Source organism: Rubripirellula lacrimiformis (assembly GCF_007741535.1).
Lineage (GTDB): Bacteria > Planctomycetota > Planctomycetia > Pirellulales > Pirellulaceae > Rubripirellula > Rubripirellula lacrimiformis.
Genome location: NZ_CP036525.1, coordinates 6,700,861 through 6,715,727, shown reverse-complemented (window position 1 = coordinate 6,715,727; position 14,867 = coordinate 6,700,861). Strand labels below are relative to the sequence as shown.

At 58.7% G+C, this 14,867-nt stretch carries 11 protein-coding genes; 5 read left to right on the top strand and 6 right to left on the bottom strand.

Annotated elements, in window-relative coordinates; all coding sequences use genetic code 11:
* Positions 1-137 precede the first annotated feature (137 nt).
* Complete coding sequence (locus tag K227x_RS23530) at positions 138-752, top strand: hypothetical protein (RefSeq protein ID WP_145173637.1); 615 nt, start codon at positions 138-140, stop codon at positions 750-752.
* Between the two features lie 90 nt (positions 753-842).
* Here K227x_RS23530 and xseA read toward each other — a convergent pair whose 3' ends face one another.
* On the bottom strand, positions 843-2,054 hold the full coding sequence (gene xseA, locus K227x_RS23525) for an exodeoxyribonuclease VII large subunit (protein WP_145173634.1): 1,212 nt from the start codon (positions 2,052-2,054) through the stop codon (positions 843-845).
* Positions 2,055-2,328: 274 nt separating this feature from the next.
* Between xseA and K227x_RS23520 the strand changes: the two genes are divergently transcribed.
* Positions 2,329-2,889: an adenine phosphoribosyltransferase gene (locus K227x_RS23520; protein WP_145173631.1), complete on the top strand. Its 561-nt coding sequence runs from the start codon at positions 2,329-2,331 to the stop codon at positions 2,887-2,889.
* 336 nt (positions 2,890-3,225) lie between these two features.
* Entirely contained in the window at positions 3,226-4,179 is a 954-nt protein-coding gene (locus tag K227x_RS23515; protein ID WP_145173628.1) for a hypothetical protein, read from the top strand.
* A 145-nt stretch (positions 4,180-4,324) separates the two neighbouring features.
* Here the strand turns inward: K227x_RS23515 and K227x_RS23510 are convergent, their stop codons facing one another.
* A complete protein-coding gene (locus tag K227x_RS23510; protein WP_246146142.1) occupies positions 4,325-5,929 on the bottom strand; it encodes a sigma-54-dependent transcriptional regulator in 1,605 nt (534 codons plus the stop codon).
* Entirely contained in the window at positions 5,926-7,320 is a 1,395-nt protein-coding gene (locus K227x_RS23505; RefSeq protein WP_145173625.1) for a sensor histidine kinase, read from the bottom strand. The genes K227x_RS23510 and K227x_RS23505 overlap by 4 nt, the downstream gene beginning before the upstream one ends.
* Positions 7,321-7,730: 410 nt before the next feature.
* Here K227x_RS23505 and K227x_RS23500 point away from each other — a divergent pair, with 410 nt between their 5' ends.
* Positions 7,731-9,329, top strand: coding sequence for a GumC family protein (locus K227x_RS23500; RefSeq protein WP_218933484.1), 1,599 nt, complete (start codon positions 7,731-7,733; stop codon positions 9,327-9,329).
* Positions 9,330-9,339: 10 nt separating this feature from the next.
* Positions 9,340-10,722: an O-antigen ligase family protein gene (locus K227x_RS23495; protein ID WP_145173620.1), complete on the top strand. Its 1,383-nt coding sequence runs from the start codon at positions 9,340-9,342 to the stop codon at positions 10,720-10,722.
* A 5-nt stretch (positions 10,723-10,727) separates the two neighbouring features.
* Here K227x_RS23495 and K227x_RS23490 read toward each other — a convergent pair whose 3' ends face one another.
* From K227x_RS23490 to K227x_RS23480, 3 genes are all read right to left on the bottom strand, one after another.
* On the bottom strand, positions 10,728-11,720 hold the full coding sequence (locus K227x_RS23490) for a sigma-54 interaction domain-containing protein (protein WP_246146879.1): 993 nt from the start codon (positions 11,718-11,720) through the stop codon (positions 10,728-10,730).
* Positions 11,721-12,061: 341 nt separating this feature from the next.
* Positions 12,062-14,134: a HEAT repeat domain-containing protein gene (locus K227x_RS23485; protein WP_145173614.1), complete on the bottom strand. Its 2,073-nt coding sequence runs from the start codon at positions 14,132-14,134 to the stop codon at positions 12,062-12,064.
* 219 nt (positions 14,135-14,353) lie between these two features.
* A complete protein-coding gene (locus K227x_RS23480) occupies positions 14,354-14,863 on the bottom strand; it encodes a hypothetical protein (RefSeq protein ID WP_145173611.1) in 510 nt (169 codons plus the stop codon).
* Positions 14,864-14,867 lie beyond the last annotated feature (4 nt).

The following is a 14,867-nucleotide window of genomic DNA, read 5'->3' as shown; positions in this document are numbered from 1 at the left end:
CGTTTGGCGTGGATCGTTCGGCCGACCCAACCCGGCGTCACTTCGCCGATCTGCGACCATCGTTTTCCACCCCGTGATCGAAGTGCGTTATCTTAGCGGGCACCTATTTCCTGTTTCGCGTTGCCAAGGTTCCGTTGATGTCGTCATCGCCCGATCCATTCGAAGTCCATTCGCCGGCGCCGGTTGCTGGTCAACCCGTTGCTGACAACCCGTACGCACCGACGACACACGTCTCCGACGAGATGTTGGCGACGGATGATGTCGAAGGGTTTCGCAAGAAGCATCTCAACCACGAAGCATCGGTTCGATCTGTCGGATTGTTGTACATGTTGGGTGCCTGCGTGATGGTGCCGATCGGAGCGATTGTGATGCTCGGAGTGTTCGTGGGTGATCAGCCACCCCAAGATTCCGCCGTGCAGGGCGGGATCGGAGCGATCTACCTAGGATTCGGAGTCCTGAATGGGTTCATCGGTTGGGGGTTGCGCAAGCTTCGGCCCTGGACACGGATTGCCGCCATTATCTTTTCTGCGATTGGTTTGATCGGATTTCCGATTGGAACATTGATCTCGGCATACATCCTGTATTTGTTGCTTAGCGAGAAAGGCAAAGTGGTTTTTTCGCCGTACTACCAGGATGTGATCCAGCAAACCCCACACATCAAATACAAGACATCCATCGTGGTGTGGGTTTTGCTAGGGTTGGTTTTGCTGTTGATCATTCTGGGGGTGGGCTTCGCTGTGGTCGGCGGCTAGTTCGGACGATCGATGCCCACAGGTTGCACCCCGCGTTGATCGGGCCGCGTTGATCGGGCCGCGTTGATCGGGCCGCGTTGATCGGGCCGATCAATCGGGGTGGACGGTGCGAACGACCGATTCGATTTGGCCTTGATGGACCCTGGTTCGCAAAACGTCGCCGGGCTGGACTTGGTTGGCGTTTTCGACCGCGTTGCCTTGCTCATCCAGGGTGACGCTGTAACCGCGTGTCAGCACGTTTAGCGGCGACAGTGCCGACAGCGCTGCGGCTTGGGCGGCAAGTTTTGCCTGCCCCAGTTTGATTTTGGAAAACATGACCCGTCTTGCTCGGGCGTCCCATTCGTCCAGGGATCGCGAACGCAGGTGGACGATCTGATGCGGTTTGCGGATGGCGGGACGTTCGGCCAAGTATTCCAATCGTTCGCGGCGCGACTGGATCATGTGCTGGGCACTGCGTTGTAGCCGTCGCTGCAGTTCCAAGACGGATCGGTCAAACATCTTGGCGTCCGGCAGAATGCGCGTCGCGGCGTCGGTCGGTGTCAGGGCGCGGACATCGGCGGCGAGATCGCACAGCGTGATGTCGATCTCGTGACCCACCGCCGACACGGTGGGGATGGTTGCGGCGGCGACCGATCGAACCACGGGTTCCTCGTTAAAGCACCATAGGTCTTCCAGACTGCCGCCCCCGCGGGTCAGGATCAACGCGTCCAGGGTGGGGCGGTATCGATGGGCTTTGGCGATCGCGCTGACGATCGACTTGGCAGCGGTGGGCCCTTGCACGATGGCTGGGATGATGAACAGTTCCACGCCTTTGAAGCGAGCGGAGGCGGCTTCTAGGAAGTCGCGGATCGCGGCGCCGCTGGGGCTGGTGATCACGCCGATTCGGCGCGGATGCCGCGGCAGCGGTCGCTTCCGCTCGGCCGCAAACAGTCCTTCGGCATGCAGTTTCGCTTGCAGCTTTTCAAAGGCCTGCTGCAGTGCTCCGACGCCCTGGTTTTGGACCTTGCGGATGACCAATTGGTAGGTGCCGCGAGCCGCATAGACTTCGACATCGCCAAAGCAGAACACCGATTGTCCGTCGGCAATGTCGACGCCCAGCCGAGCGGCGGTGCCACGCCAAATCACACCGCGGATGTGTGCGTTGTCGTCTTTCAGGGTGAAGTAGAGGTGCCCACTTCGTGGACGCGACAGGTCGGATACTTCTCCGGAAACCCAAATCGAAGGAAAGGTTCCCTCTAAGATCGCTTTGATGTGGTGAGTCAGTTCACTGACCGAAACAGCATTTTCTGCGGTCGCATTCATCGGTGGGAATCCTTCAAACGGGTAGCGACGAAACGCGGCGGGCATGGTGGCTTCGCGGTGCAATCCTAGCGGTACGGGGATGGGGGGCGAAGGCGGCTGATTCGAAGCCCCGCCGATTCAGGCGTGCCGCCCCGGCCATGGTCGGCCGATCGAGTGTGCGGATGCAATTGCGGGGACGGTCTCGGCATTCCGCCTTCGGGTGGTCTGCGGTAGGCTAAAATCGGGCTCGGCCCGCTGTGCTTTTTCTGACCACTTTGTAAGCGACAAATTCGATATGGTTGATCTCTCCAAATTCATTCGCGAAATCCCTGACTATCCCAAGCCCGGAATTTTGTTTCGTGACATCACGCCCATGTTGGCGGACCCCGAAGCGCTGGCCGCCGCCGCCAAGGCGATGGCGGAACCGTACGTGGGCGAAAAGATCGACATCGTGGCGGCTGCCGAAGCACGCGGGTTTATTTTCGCAGCGCCATTGGCGATCCAGTTGGGCGCCGGGTTTGTTCCGATTCGCAAACCTGGCAAACTGCCCTTCGACCTGCATTCCTTTGCCTACGAATTGGAATACGGGACCGACGAACTGCAGATCCACGTCGATGGGGTCAAGCCAGGCCAGCGGGTGTTGTTGATCGACGATCTGTTGGCCACCGGCGGCACGATGGAAGCCTGTTGTCGGCTGCTGGAAAGATGCGATGCCGAAATCGTGGGTTGTTCGTTCTTGATCCATCTTGCCCAACTCGGTGGCGAGGACCGGTTGAATCCGTACAAGTGTCATTCGGTTTTGACCTATGACCAGGACGACCTCGAAAACGAACTCAGCCCGTCCGGCCGCAGCTAAGCGACTCGGTCCGAATCGCTGGCGAGTACATCGCTGCCTAGTACATCGCTGCACCTTGGTTTTCAGGTAGCGGAACTCGTCAAGAGTTTCGACCTCGCCATGATTTACGAAAGTCTTGACGACTTCCGCTACGATGTTTTTGCCCCCCAGCGTCCAGCTGACATGGGATACTAGGCTGCTGGGGATCCGTCCCCCCATTCTGGGACAGGTTGTCGGGCCAGATTGGCATTCCGCGGGAATCGGCCGCCGGCAAGACGATTTTGGTGATTGGGAGAGACTCGCAGTTACAATGGACGATGCGTTGGGCGACGTTCCTTCATTTTCGCGAGCAAAAAGATGAATCGATTATTTCTGGCCGCAACGGCATTGGCCGGTGCGCTGGGATTCGTGGGCCAGGCCGAAGCACAAATTCGCATCGGCCCTTGGGGCGGTGTGAACATTCGGGCGCCGTTTGTAGCCGTTGATGTGTTGCCCTTTGGAGGCGGGACTCGCGTGCGCGCACCCTTCACCGCTGTGGACACACGAGCCTACGCCGTCGGGGCTCGCGGAATCCAGCGGAACTATCGATACGCAGATCGCGGATATTACGGTCCATCGCCCTACGTCTACGGGCCTGCCGCGGTGATCCCGGTTCCCATTCCTGTGCCGGTACCCGTCTATGGTGACCCGTTCTATCCGGTGCCGATTTACGGTCGTCCGGTGCTGGCGGCGCCCGATTACGTTTACGTCGAACCGTATGCGGATCCCATCGATGGCGATCCCGGTGTCTACGCAAACCGCGGGGTGGGGGCGGATCCGGTCTACGGTGGAACAGCGACGGACGCGCGAGACTATTGGAGCGCACGGCAAGCGGTACCGGAGTACGAAAACTTGCCGATGGATCCAGCTGTTTTGACACGTCAGCTGCGGTCGGCGGCCGAGCGGTTGTCTCTGGCGATTTCACGGCGCAGTGACGACGCCGACATTTGGATGAACTTTCTCGGTCCCGACGTGATCATCGAAACGATCGATCGTGATGGAAATCCGCAAGACCTGGAAAAGCTGTTGATGAACTACGAAGGCCTCTCGGGCAACGCCCAGCTTTCGGGGATGTGGTTGACTGACGGATTCCGCCAGACCCATTCATTGCTTCGCCAATGGGTCGAAAGTGCGGTGATGACCGACGATCCAGCGGTCGCACCGCCCGTTGAACCGGTGGCTGTTGAAGCGGCGACGGATGAAGCAGACACCCAAACCGAGGAAGCAGGGATCGAAGAAGTGCCGCTGCCACGCCCCACCACTTCGCTGTAACCCAGTAGCAAATTTTCATGTTCGCCGCTTGGGGCCGTTTTTCGTAGCGGAAGTCGTCAAGACTTTCGGCCTAGCAGGTGGGGACGCCGAAAGTCTTGACGACTTCCGCTACGAAATGCTAAACGGCTAATCGGTCGATCCCCCATCATTCCTGTCGACCTGGTTCGTTCCCATCGTCATCGGCGGTGTCTTCGCCATAGCGTTTGATCCGATCCCGCAGTGTGCCGCGATGGATTCCCAGAATCTTGGCGGCCGCAGCACGATTCCCGTCGGTGTGTTCTAGCACGACCTTCAGGACGGCCGGTTCGGTGGCAGCCAACAGTCGTTCGTGTAGATCGTCGATGTTGTCCTGTCCGGAACTGTCCAGTTGTTGGCGAGTCCAGGTTTCGGCCGCTTGCGCTAGTGGCGAATCCAGTGGAGAAGATTCATGCGTCCCATCGGCTACGTCATAGCCCGGGCCGCCGGATCCATAGGGATCGGATTGCACTGCCCAGGGTGCGTTTCGCGCTGTTTGCGGCGGAGGAAAATCGTCCAACGTCAACGGTCGTCCGCGGGCGATCACCGAAGCATGTTCGACCGCATTGCGAAGTTCGCGTACGTTGCCATCCCAGGGGCGGAGCTCGAGTTGACGTTGCAGGCCTGCATCGATCGCTTTGCCGGCATCCGGATACCCCAGTCGCCGAAGGAAGTATTCGCATAGCAGTGGCAGGTCGCCGTGACGTTGTCGCAGCGGGGGCAGGCGAATGGAAACCGCAGCCAACCGATACATCAAATCTTCGCGAAACGATCCATCGTCGATCGCCGTCTGCAGGTCACGGTTGGTTGCTGCGATGATCCGGACATCGCAGCGGCGAGGTCGGACATCGCCCACTGCCGTGAATTCCCCCTGTTCGATCACTCGCAGCAGTTTGACTTGGGTGGATCGATTCAGGTCGCCGATTTCGTCCAATAGCACGGTGCCACCATCGGCCAATTCGAACAATCCTTTGCGGTCTTCATTGGCACCGGTGAAGGCCCCTTTGACGTGCCCGAACAGTTCGCTTTCCACGACGGTTTCGCTGAACGTTGCGGGCGCCACCGCTAGGTAGGGGCGATCGCAACGTCGGCTGTGGCGATGGATGGCGGCGGCCACCAGTTCCTTTCCTGTGCCGGTTTCGCCGGTGATCAGCACCGAAAGATCGCTGTCGGCTACCAACGCGATTTGCCGAAAAACCTGCTGCATCGCCGGTGATCGGCCGACCAGCATCGCGGCGGCGGTTTGCAGTGCTTGGTCATCTTCCGCCGACACCTGCGACTCTGTACCGCTGGCATCGTCCGACGTGGACGAATCATCGGCATCGTCACGAAAGTGTCGACGCAGTGCTTGTTTGCAGGCTACCAGTGCGGCGTCCAGCGAGAACGGTTTGGTCAGATAGTCCGTCGCACCGCCCTGGATCGCGGACACCGCTGTTTGCAGATCACCGAATGCGGTCATCACGATGATTGGGGCATCATCGGTCGCGGCGCGAAACTTCGGCAGCGCCGAAATTCCATCTTCGCCCGGCAAACGAACGTCCAATACGACCAATGCCACGTTCCGCTCGGCCGCCTTGGCCAAACCTTCTTCGGCCGACGATGCTGTAACCACATCAAACTTGGTCTTCGTCGGCATTGCCGATCCGGTCAGCAGTTTTTCCAGTCCCCAGCAAATCGATGGTTCATCATCAACGACCAGAATCACGGGTACGGCAGAATCACGTTTGGAATTCACGGCGATGGGGTCGAGCTAGAAGAGGGCGGGGCAGATTCGGATGGGGGTGTTATCTCGGCGACCAGGGTGAATCGAGTGCGATCGTTTTCTCGCGTCCATTCTACGCTGCCGCCCAATCGACGAGCGGACCGGGCGACCAGTGGCAGACCGAGTCCCAAGCCTTCTGGTTTGGATGTCACGAAAGGTTCGAATACGTTGTCGGCGACCTGTGGGGTTGGCCCCGGTCCGTCGTCGATCACATCCACTTGGATGGTGTCCCCGCAGGTCACACGAACCTGGACCGACTCGGCGGCTTCGATGGCGTTGAGTACTAGGTTGGCGATCGCGGATGCTAGGGATGGTCCGTCCGCCACCCAAGACCCGGCAACATCACCGGTGATTTGCCAGTCTAGTTTTTTTCGCCAGTGGCTAGCCGTGGCGTCCAACGTGGGACGGATATCGTCCAAGCAGTCTGCGACGCTTTGCCGTTGGTCGGCTTCTTGTTTTCCGGAGGCGACTTGCAACAGTCGTCGCACGTGAGCTTCGGTCTGGGCCAACTGATTCAACGCCACGTTCAAACTTTCGTCGGGCGCTGCGTTTTTAGCAGCCGGGCATTCGCGTTGGTGGATTTGTATGGCCATCGTCGCTCCCGTCAAACTGTTGCGCAGTTGGTGGGCCAATCCTCCGGCGACTTGGTGCAGCAGTTTTTGTCCCTGTTGTCGATGGATGGATTGCCACATCTGTGACAACTGATGGGCCATTCGCGAAACCGCGATCCCCAGCATCGCAATTTCGTCCTGTTCGCCCAACGGGACTTTGGCGTCAAAGTGCCCTTCGGCGACGCGGTCCACCTGTCGGCGTAACATCGAAAGTCGTCGCACCAACCGACCGGTCAGTCCTAGCATGATCGACCCCAATAGGACGACCGTCGACAGCCCGGTCGCCAAGGGAAGTCCAGCGGCACGCAGGCTAGCCGAGCGAACTTTTTCGTCGTTAAACAGCACGACCACCACGGGGCCATCATCGCCGTAACGGCTGACGTTGGATTTTCGCCGGAACCATCCGTATCGAAATCGATGGTCGCCGATCGTGATCACTCGCCGGGTGGGTGGTTGAGGTCCCTGGTCCATGATGTCGGCCAGATGGCTGGCACTCAGCGATGCCGAATCATCCAGCGATGACTGGACCACCTGGCCGTCGTTGCGCGCGGCGATCAAGTCGGTATCGGTCAGTTGAGCCAGTGAACGCAGGATTTGCCGATTCACCGGGAAGCTGCCTTCGGACAACGTGGCTTCGATCGCTTCGTAACGCGAATCCAATTGGTCCGCGGTCCAGCGATCCCCCAATGCGTACGAGGCGGCAGCCACGGCGATGGACGCAATCAGCGAGACCACGACGATTGGCAACAGCAATCGGAATCGGAGGGATTGGAACCAAGCCGGCACAGCTTTTCGACACCTCAATCAACGGGAACGACGATTTATGACTGAGCAGAAAATAAGTCTCCGACCAGGCACTGTCCACCATCATCTACTGAACCGGTATGGCTCGTCACGCCAGGGGCGGAAAATTCGTCGTCTTGCCGGTTTTGGCACCGCTGGATGGCGGGTTTTGTAGGGCCGCCGGTGCCCGGACGAAGCCCATTCCGATCATCCGGGTGGTAGCGATTTTGGGGGTTGAAAGGGTGGCCCGTCACGATTCCGCGGCGGAGAATGACGAATTGAAAGGTTTTATCTATTGGGAGGCTTGTTAAAGTGGGATGCATTGGCGCCACCGAAATTCGGTCGGCACAACGATTTCCCCCCATAAGCCAGTTGCCTCGATGCCAAATTCTCTTGATCAGTGGACCTATGCGATCAAACGCCACTGGTTTCTGTCGCTAGCTGCATTCGCATCGGTCATGGGACTGACCGTGTTGGTGATTCTGTTTGCTCCGCGAGCCTACCGGTCGGAATCCAAATTGATGCTACGCATCGGGCGCGAAAGCGTGTCGTTGGATCCTACCGCCGGCGCCGTTGGTGAAACGATCAGTTTGCACCACACGCGAGCGAACGAAATTCAGTCGGCGATCGGCGTGATGCATAGTCGCGAGGTCCTGGAACATGTGATCGACAAAGTCGGCGTGGACACTGTCCTAAGCGGTGAAAGCGGCGATGAAGTCGACGCGGCACCACCGTCCTGGATGCCCCAATGGGTCCGTGGTTCTGCCGAACAAATTCGCGGACGCATTGCATCGATCGATCCTGTGCCGGCACGCGAGGCTGCGTTGACCAAACTGCAACGTGGTGTCGAAATCGGTTCGGCCACTGAATCCAGTGTGGTTTCGGTCCACTACGAAACCGATTCGCCCGATGTGGCACAACAGGTCGTCGCAGCATGGGTCGACAGCTATGTCGCCCACCACGCCAAAGTGAATCACTCGGCCGGCACCTATGCCTTCTTTGAACAACAGGGCGAAATGCTGCGTGATCAGTTGGATCTCGCTCGCGTCGAATTGTTGGACGCGAAAAACGATTCGAACCTGGTCACGATCGAAGGGCAACAGAAATTGTTGGAGGCTCAACTTTCCAAAGTCCGCGACAATCTGATTGATACCGAGGGTGAAATCGCATCGACCAAGTCTCGCTTGGGTTCCTACGACGATCTGCTTCGCAACTTTGACGAAACGATCACCGAAGAGGTCACCGGGATCGCCAACGAGGGCCGTGATCAGATGCGGACACAGTTGTTCGAATTGGAAGTCTTGGAAAAGGATCTGCGAAGCAAATATCGACCGGGGCATCCCAAGTTGGTTGCCATCGAAGGGCAGTTGGCCGACGCCGCCAAAATCGTGGCTGAATTGACCGGCGAACGCAAAGAAGTCACGCGGTCGGTGAACCCCGCGCATCAGCAATTGGTGGAATACAAGATGCTGGACATTGCGACGCTGAGTGGTCTGCAGGAAAAACAAAAAGCACTGCAGCAAAAGCGTGACGCATTGCAGCAGGAAGCGATCGAACTGAATCGCAACGAACAATCCATTTTAGCGGTGTCCAACGATGTCCAGATTCTAGAAGAACGCTATCTCCGACATGCCGAGAAACTAGAACAGGCTCGGTTGGACGAAGTCCTATCGGATCAGAAACTGACCAGCGTCAATGTGGTCCAACCGGCTTCGCTGGAACACCGACCGGTCACGCCGAACAAGGCATTGTGTGCGATTGCTGGACTGTTCGCAGCCTGTGCCGCAGCGATTAGCCTGCCTGTGCTGGCAGAGGTGCGTTCCTCTGGTCATCGGGATACCCGGTCTGCACGACGGACCCATCGAGACTGGAAGTTCGAAAAACGCAGCGACGGCCCTGACGTGGGTGCCCCGGTATCGCCGCATTATGAACCCGATGACATCGCGACCGTCGCGTCGATGACGTCGTCGGATTCGTAGGCGACCACTCATGTCCTCTCGTTGGTTTTCCGGCAACGCCGCGGCGACGCCACCGCACATGCGATCCGCTTTGATTGTCGACAACGGGATCGATGACCCGACGTTGCAGCGGCGAATCTTTGGCTTCATCAAGATTTCGATGTGGCTGCTGGCGGCCATGGCATTCACCATGCCGACCACGTCTCAGGCGACGCACTGGGAACCGTTGGACAGCGCAAAACTGCTGATTCTGGCCTGGGCTTGTTTTGGCGGTGCTTGGCTGATCATCTCTGCCGGTTCCTGGACTGCCCTGCGTCGGTCAATCGATCCGTTGATGCCGTTCTACGCCTTTTTGGTTTGGACGTTGGTCAGTGTGATTTGGTCGCCGCTTCGATCGGTCACGATTGCGCAATCGGGAAGTCTGGTCGCGATGCTGTTCTATGCCACCTTGGTCGCTATCGTTTCGGCAGACAACAAACGCGCGCTTTCGATTTTGAAACACCTGAACTGGGTGCTGTTGATTTCCAACGCTGTGGTGTTGGTCGCTTATGCGATCAGCCCCGAGGTGTCCGGTTTGGACCGCGGTCGGATTCATACCGGGGGCGATGGTCTGATTCACCCGACGGCGGCCGGTGCGACCGCATCGTTGGGGTTGCTGCTGCCGGTCTTGTGCCAACGGATCGGACGTATTCCCTGGGCTTCCCGGTTGATCCTGCCAAGCCTCGTAGTGCATGGCAGCGTGTTGCTGCTTTCCAACAGCCGGACTGCGATCGGTATGGCGATTGTGACCATCGGTGCAGTGTTGTTTTGGTACAGCAGCAATCGTGGTCGAGCGATGACGCTATTGGCCGCAGCGATGATCGCGGTGTTGATGTTGGCGATGGATCCAGGGTTCAAACTGATTTCAGCAACCGCCGATGTGGGAACCCAATATGTATCGCGGGGCCAGTCGGGCGATCAGATCCGAGGGATGTCGGGACGCGCCGAACTGTGGACCGCGATTTGGCAAGAATACGAAAAAGCGATGTTGGTTGGTCACGGGTACTTTGTGACCAGCGAAACCGGTTCGCTGTACGTTTGGCATCAAACCCACAACTACACGGCGCACAATTTGTTGTTGCAGATCTTGGTGTCGACCGGTGCGATCGGGCTGATGATTTTCCTATTCGCCCTTTGCCATCTGTTTTTCGCGATGCTGCCGCTGCGATCCGGATCCACGTTCCAGCGCCGCATCTTTGCGATCGTGGCGGTCGTCGCCGTCTGGTTTCTGGGCTGGGCCCAGTTGGGCGTATCGTTCATGGGGCCGATTCGGCCTGAATCGGTCGTGTTTTTCACATTGGCTGGGATCGGGATCGGCCAGTTGAATCGGCGGTTACTGAATCGTTCCGATCGGGGCGCCGCGATCGCGGTCTAGCAGGTCTAGCCAGCGTCGTCGCCAAGTCCGTAGTCTTTGATCTTTTTATGCAACGTGTTGCGGTTGATCCCCAATCGGGTTGCCGCTTTGGTTTGCACGCCGGCGCACTGCGTCAACACTTGCGCGATCAGTTCTCTTTCGATGTGTTCGACGATGGTGACGTGAACTTCACCGGCAGCCGGCCCGACTTCGGTCAGGCCGCGAGTGACTAGTGCTTTGGCCAGCGAATCAAAATCCTCGGCGACTTCGGGGCCTCCCGCTTCGGATTCAGTTTCGCCGCGGACGCAGGCGGGCAACACATCCAACGTCAGTTCGTCGGTCTCGGCCATCACGACGGCGCGTTCGATGTAGTTTTGTAACTCGCGCACGTTGCCGGGCCAGTGATAGCTTTGCATCGCTTCGATCACGCCGGGCCCCATGTGGACGACGTAACGGTCGTTGACCTCGTTGTAGTGTTCTAAGAAAAACGATACCAGCGCGGGAATATCCTCGCGGCGTTGACGCAGCGAGGGGATCTCGATCGGCACCACGTTCAGACGCCAATACAAGTCTTCGCGAAAACGTTCCGCACGAACCTCGGTCATCAGGTTACGGTTGCTGGCCGCGACGATCCTCGCATCGGTGCTAAGGGTGCTGGTGTCACCTACGCGTTCGAATTCTTTTTCTTGCAGAACCCTTAACAGTTTGACTTGCAGGGTCAGCGACGTGCTGTTGATTTCGTCCAGGAACACGGTGCCGCCGTGGGCGGCTTCGAATCGGCCGGTTCGGTTGGCAACGGCGCCGGTGAACGCACCGCGAACGTGCCCGAACAGTTCGCTTTCCAGCAAACTTTCGCTCAGGGCACCACAATTCACGCGGACGAATGGGCCGCCGCTGCGGCGGCTAAGTCGATGGACCGCGCTGGCGATCAGTTCCTTGCCCACGCCGGTTTCGCCCAGAATCAATACCGACGCATTGCTGGCCGCCACCCGACGAGTGATTCGGTACACCTCCTGCATCGCCGGCGATGTGCCGATGATTCCAGAAATCGGAGGGCTCTGGGATTTGCCTGATCCCGAACCGCCGGAGGAAATGCCAAGGATCGCCATGAAGATTGCGGGAATTGGTATCGATGGGGAGCTTGTCTTGGATCACGCCGAGGTTTGGGTGATCCGTTCGGATCGATGATAGGCGTTGATCGGGGCAGGCAAACGGTGTCAGACGAATCACCACCTGGCTTCGCTTGGTTTCCATCCCCCGGCCGACGCTTTTTCAACATCAAGTTATCGTTAAACGATAGCGGTATCAGCGTCGCTGCGGTAGGGAACTCGATTCGTCGATCGCAGGGTCGATCAGGGGCTCATTCGTTCTCGCCGCTGGCCAGTCGTTTCTGTGCGACCACGCGAAATCGTTGGCGGTCCAGCACGGACAAAGCCGGCAATCGCCGCTTCATTTGGACGTCGGTAAGGATGCCATCGAACGCCTGAACCGATACTGGTGCGTCGATCAACGCCATAGGGGCTGACCATCGGGATTGGCCCAGCGTCACACCCATGTCTTGAACCGAGGACCCTTGATCGTCAAAGAACAGCAAAGGCACTTCGCCGCCATTGCTGGCGCGGCGGACGACGTCGACCATTTCGATCGGCGACATGTCCGACAAGAGCGTTTTCGACAAAATCATTCGCAGGTCGCCGCCCTGATCGATCGCGCGCTGGAGGGCGCCGACACTGCCGACCGTGACCGGTGTCCAACCCATGCTGTCGATTAGCCGCTCGAAGTGAGCGATATAGTTCGGCCGAGTTTCGACGATGATTGCCGAGGGGCGGTCGCCCAAGCGAGTCATTTCGACCAAGGTGCGTTGGACGCGGCTGCTGCCTGGATAGGCTGATCCGTCGGCCAATTCAGAGACCAATTGAGCCGCTTCGTAACGAATCAGAGGCGTCGATGACGAAGCCTGCTGGACCAAAATGCTTGGTCGCCCGCCGTTGGATCGAAGCAGACGGTCGGGCTGCAGTTGCGAATGCGGCGATCCGGCCAACCGGATCAGTCCGATCATGGCTGCGGTTTCAATGCCCTTTCTAGCGTTGGGGGCGTGCGGATCGGTGCCACCGGTCGCCGCCAATTCCTGACCGGCGGCACGCTGAATCGCGGTCAGGATGATGGATTCGTCGACCCCGCCGACCAACTGCAGGACCTCTTCGATCTGTTCAGGGTCACCCCAATCCGGGTCGATCAAAACCCGATAGGCCAAACTGCTAGATAGTATGTCAGCTTGGATCCAGGGTGCGTTTGCAGCACTGGCAATGTCCATTCGACGCAGTCGCAGAGCCGCGTCGGCGGCGTCGCGGTAGGCCGCCAGCATGGTGCGAGAGGTTTGAGCGGTTACGCCGGTGCGTTCCGGTTTGATCGTCCAGATGGTCGTCGTTGCATCGTCATTGTCGGTGGCGGTTGCGGAGGCTGCTTGGTCCTGCAAGTCGCGATAAGCGATCTGGATCGCCAGGTCGACGCTGGGGATTCCCGAATTCAGTTTCGCGAAAGCCGCGGTCGCAGCCTGTCGTTCCTGATCGGTGGAATCGATCGCGTGCAGCGCGACGGCAAAGAACACAATGTTTGCGTCGGCATCCCACTGGCTTAGCGATTCGATCGCTCGGGATCGTACGTCCGCGGTCCCGTAGGCTGCCAACTGCTGCAACGCATCCATTCCGCCGTCGCCCAACCGCGACATCGTTTGCAAAATTCGGCTGCGTGATTCAGCGGATCGTTCGGCAACCGCGGCGGCGGCTAACTGTCCGATGGCCGCTTCGCCACCATGAAGCAAGACGCGGGCAGCGGCCAGACGCTGATCTTTCGACGGGCTATCCAGACGCTTGATTGCCTGCACCAGCCGGTCCGCCCCGGTATTTTGGGCGATCAGTGCCGCCCCCAACCGATCCAGGCTGGCCTTGGCTTCGTCGCTAACATCCGCCTGCTGTTTGATTTGGAAGAAGACGGCCGGTCCAATTTGGGTGGCCATGGATGCTGCTGCGGCCTGCGAGTACTTGCGATTGGAAATGCTCTTCAGCAGTTCGTCGACCTCGGCCCAGCGGCCGGTTCTGGCAAGGCTGGCGATCGACGCGGCAAGCTGTTCGTCCCCCCGCCGAGCCTGTTCCAGCAGCTGTTTCTTAACGGGATCCTCGGCCAGGATGTCGTCGTCGTCGCTAGGCTTGGCCGCGTTGCCAGGATCCGCAAACAGCCCGCCACCATCCATCGCCGGTGAACCAAACGGATCCTGCTGGGCGACGCCTGGGGTGGCTCCGATTCCACCGACGCATCCGATCCCGATTGCCAGCAAGCACACCGTGCGAGCCAAGCCGGGACGTGACCACAAACTGTTCACGCGGGCGGTGCGATGCACAGGAAGATTTCGGCGATCCAGGATCTTGATCGACATTCGCACGCACTTGATGGAAATGGGGTGGAGGACAAGGTTGGACCTATCATAATTGACGGCACCTGTCTTGAAAGCGCACCCTCTTCCGAGTGCTCCGGCTCGGTTCGAATTTCCGGGGGTGGTGTCGAGGATTTTGCCAGAAAACCTAGTCGCCAACGTTTTTTTACAACGTTCTTTCCCCGATTCTTCGGCAGCCGCTTAACCGCTGGTCGTTTGATTCTACAGCGGGCCATCGCTGCTGTTGGCGATCAGTTGCTCGCGATATTGCCATTCCAGCGATCCGACGGGAGCCTCTGCAAGAGCATCGATTTCCCGTTGGATATGATTGCGGTACTGTTCCCAGTGTTGGCGAGACTGTTCAATCCCGGGCATCACTGCGGAGTCGTAATCTTCCTGGCCGGTTCGCAGGTTTCGCATGAATTCAGCATCCAAAGCAACTGCGGCGCTATAGAAAGCGGACGAGTTGGATTGTTGATGGGTCACCTGCGTCACGGGATCGATCGGCGCAGCGGTTTCGATTTCCACAGGTTTCGATGTCACGCCGCCGGACAATACAGACGCGAACGTCCAAACGAGCATTCCGATCGAGCAAACGATGGAAAGGATCTTCAGCGCGTTTGCCTTCTTCGGGGCTGCGCGAGGGACATCGCGTGGAGCGTGTTTTTCGTGCTGCCGTGGCGACGGTGCAGAAACCGATTGTTGATCGGCAAGGTCGATGGCGGTTGACATTTCG

Coding starts and splice junctions, on each gene's coding strand:
- K227x_RS23485 (WP_145173614.1), bottom strand. CDS start 14,134: ATGTCGATCAAGATCCTGGATCGCCGAAATCTTCCTGTGCATCGCACC.
- K227x_RS23515 (WP_145173628.1), top strand. CDS start 3,226: ATGAATCGATTATTTCTGGCCGCAACGGCATTGGCCGGTGCGCTGGGA.
- xseA (WP_145173634.1), bottom strand. CDS start 2,054: ATGAATGCGACCGCAGAAAATGCTGTTTCGGTCAGTGAACTGACTCAC.
- K227x_RS23495 (WP_145173620.1), top strand. CDS start 9,340: ATGTCCTCTCGTTGGTTTTCCGGCAACGCCGCGGCGACGCCACCGCAC.
- K227x_RS23500 (WP_218933484.1), top strand. CDS start 7,731: ATGCCAAATTCTCTTGATCAGTGGACCTATGCGATCAAACGCCACTGG.
- K227x_RS23480 (WP_145173611.1), bottom strand. CDS start 14,863: ATGTCAACCGCCATCGACCTTGCCGATCAACAATCGGTTTCTGCACCG.
- K227x_RS23520 (WP_145173631.1), top strand. CDS start 2,329: ATGGTTGATCTCTCCAAATTCATTCGCGAAATCCCTGACTATCCCAAG.
- K227x_RS23490 (WP_246146879.1), bottom strand. CDS start 11,720: ATGCAGGAGGTGTACCGAATCACTCGTCGGGTGGCGGCCAGCAATGCG.
- K227x_RS23530 (WP_145173637.1), top strand. CDS start 138: ATGTCGTCATCGCCCGATCCATTCGAAGTCCATTCGCCGGCGCCGGTT.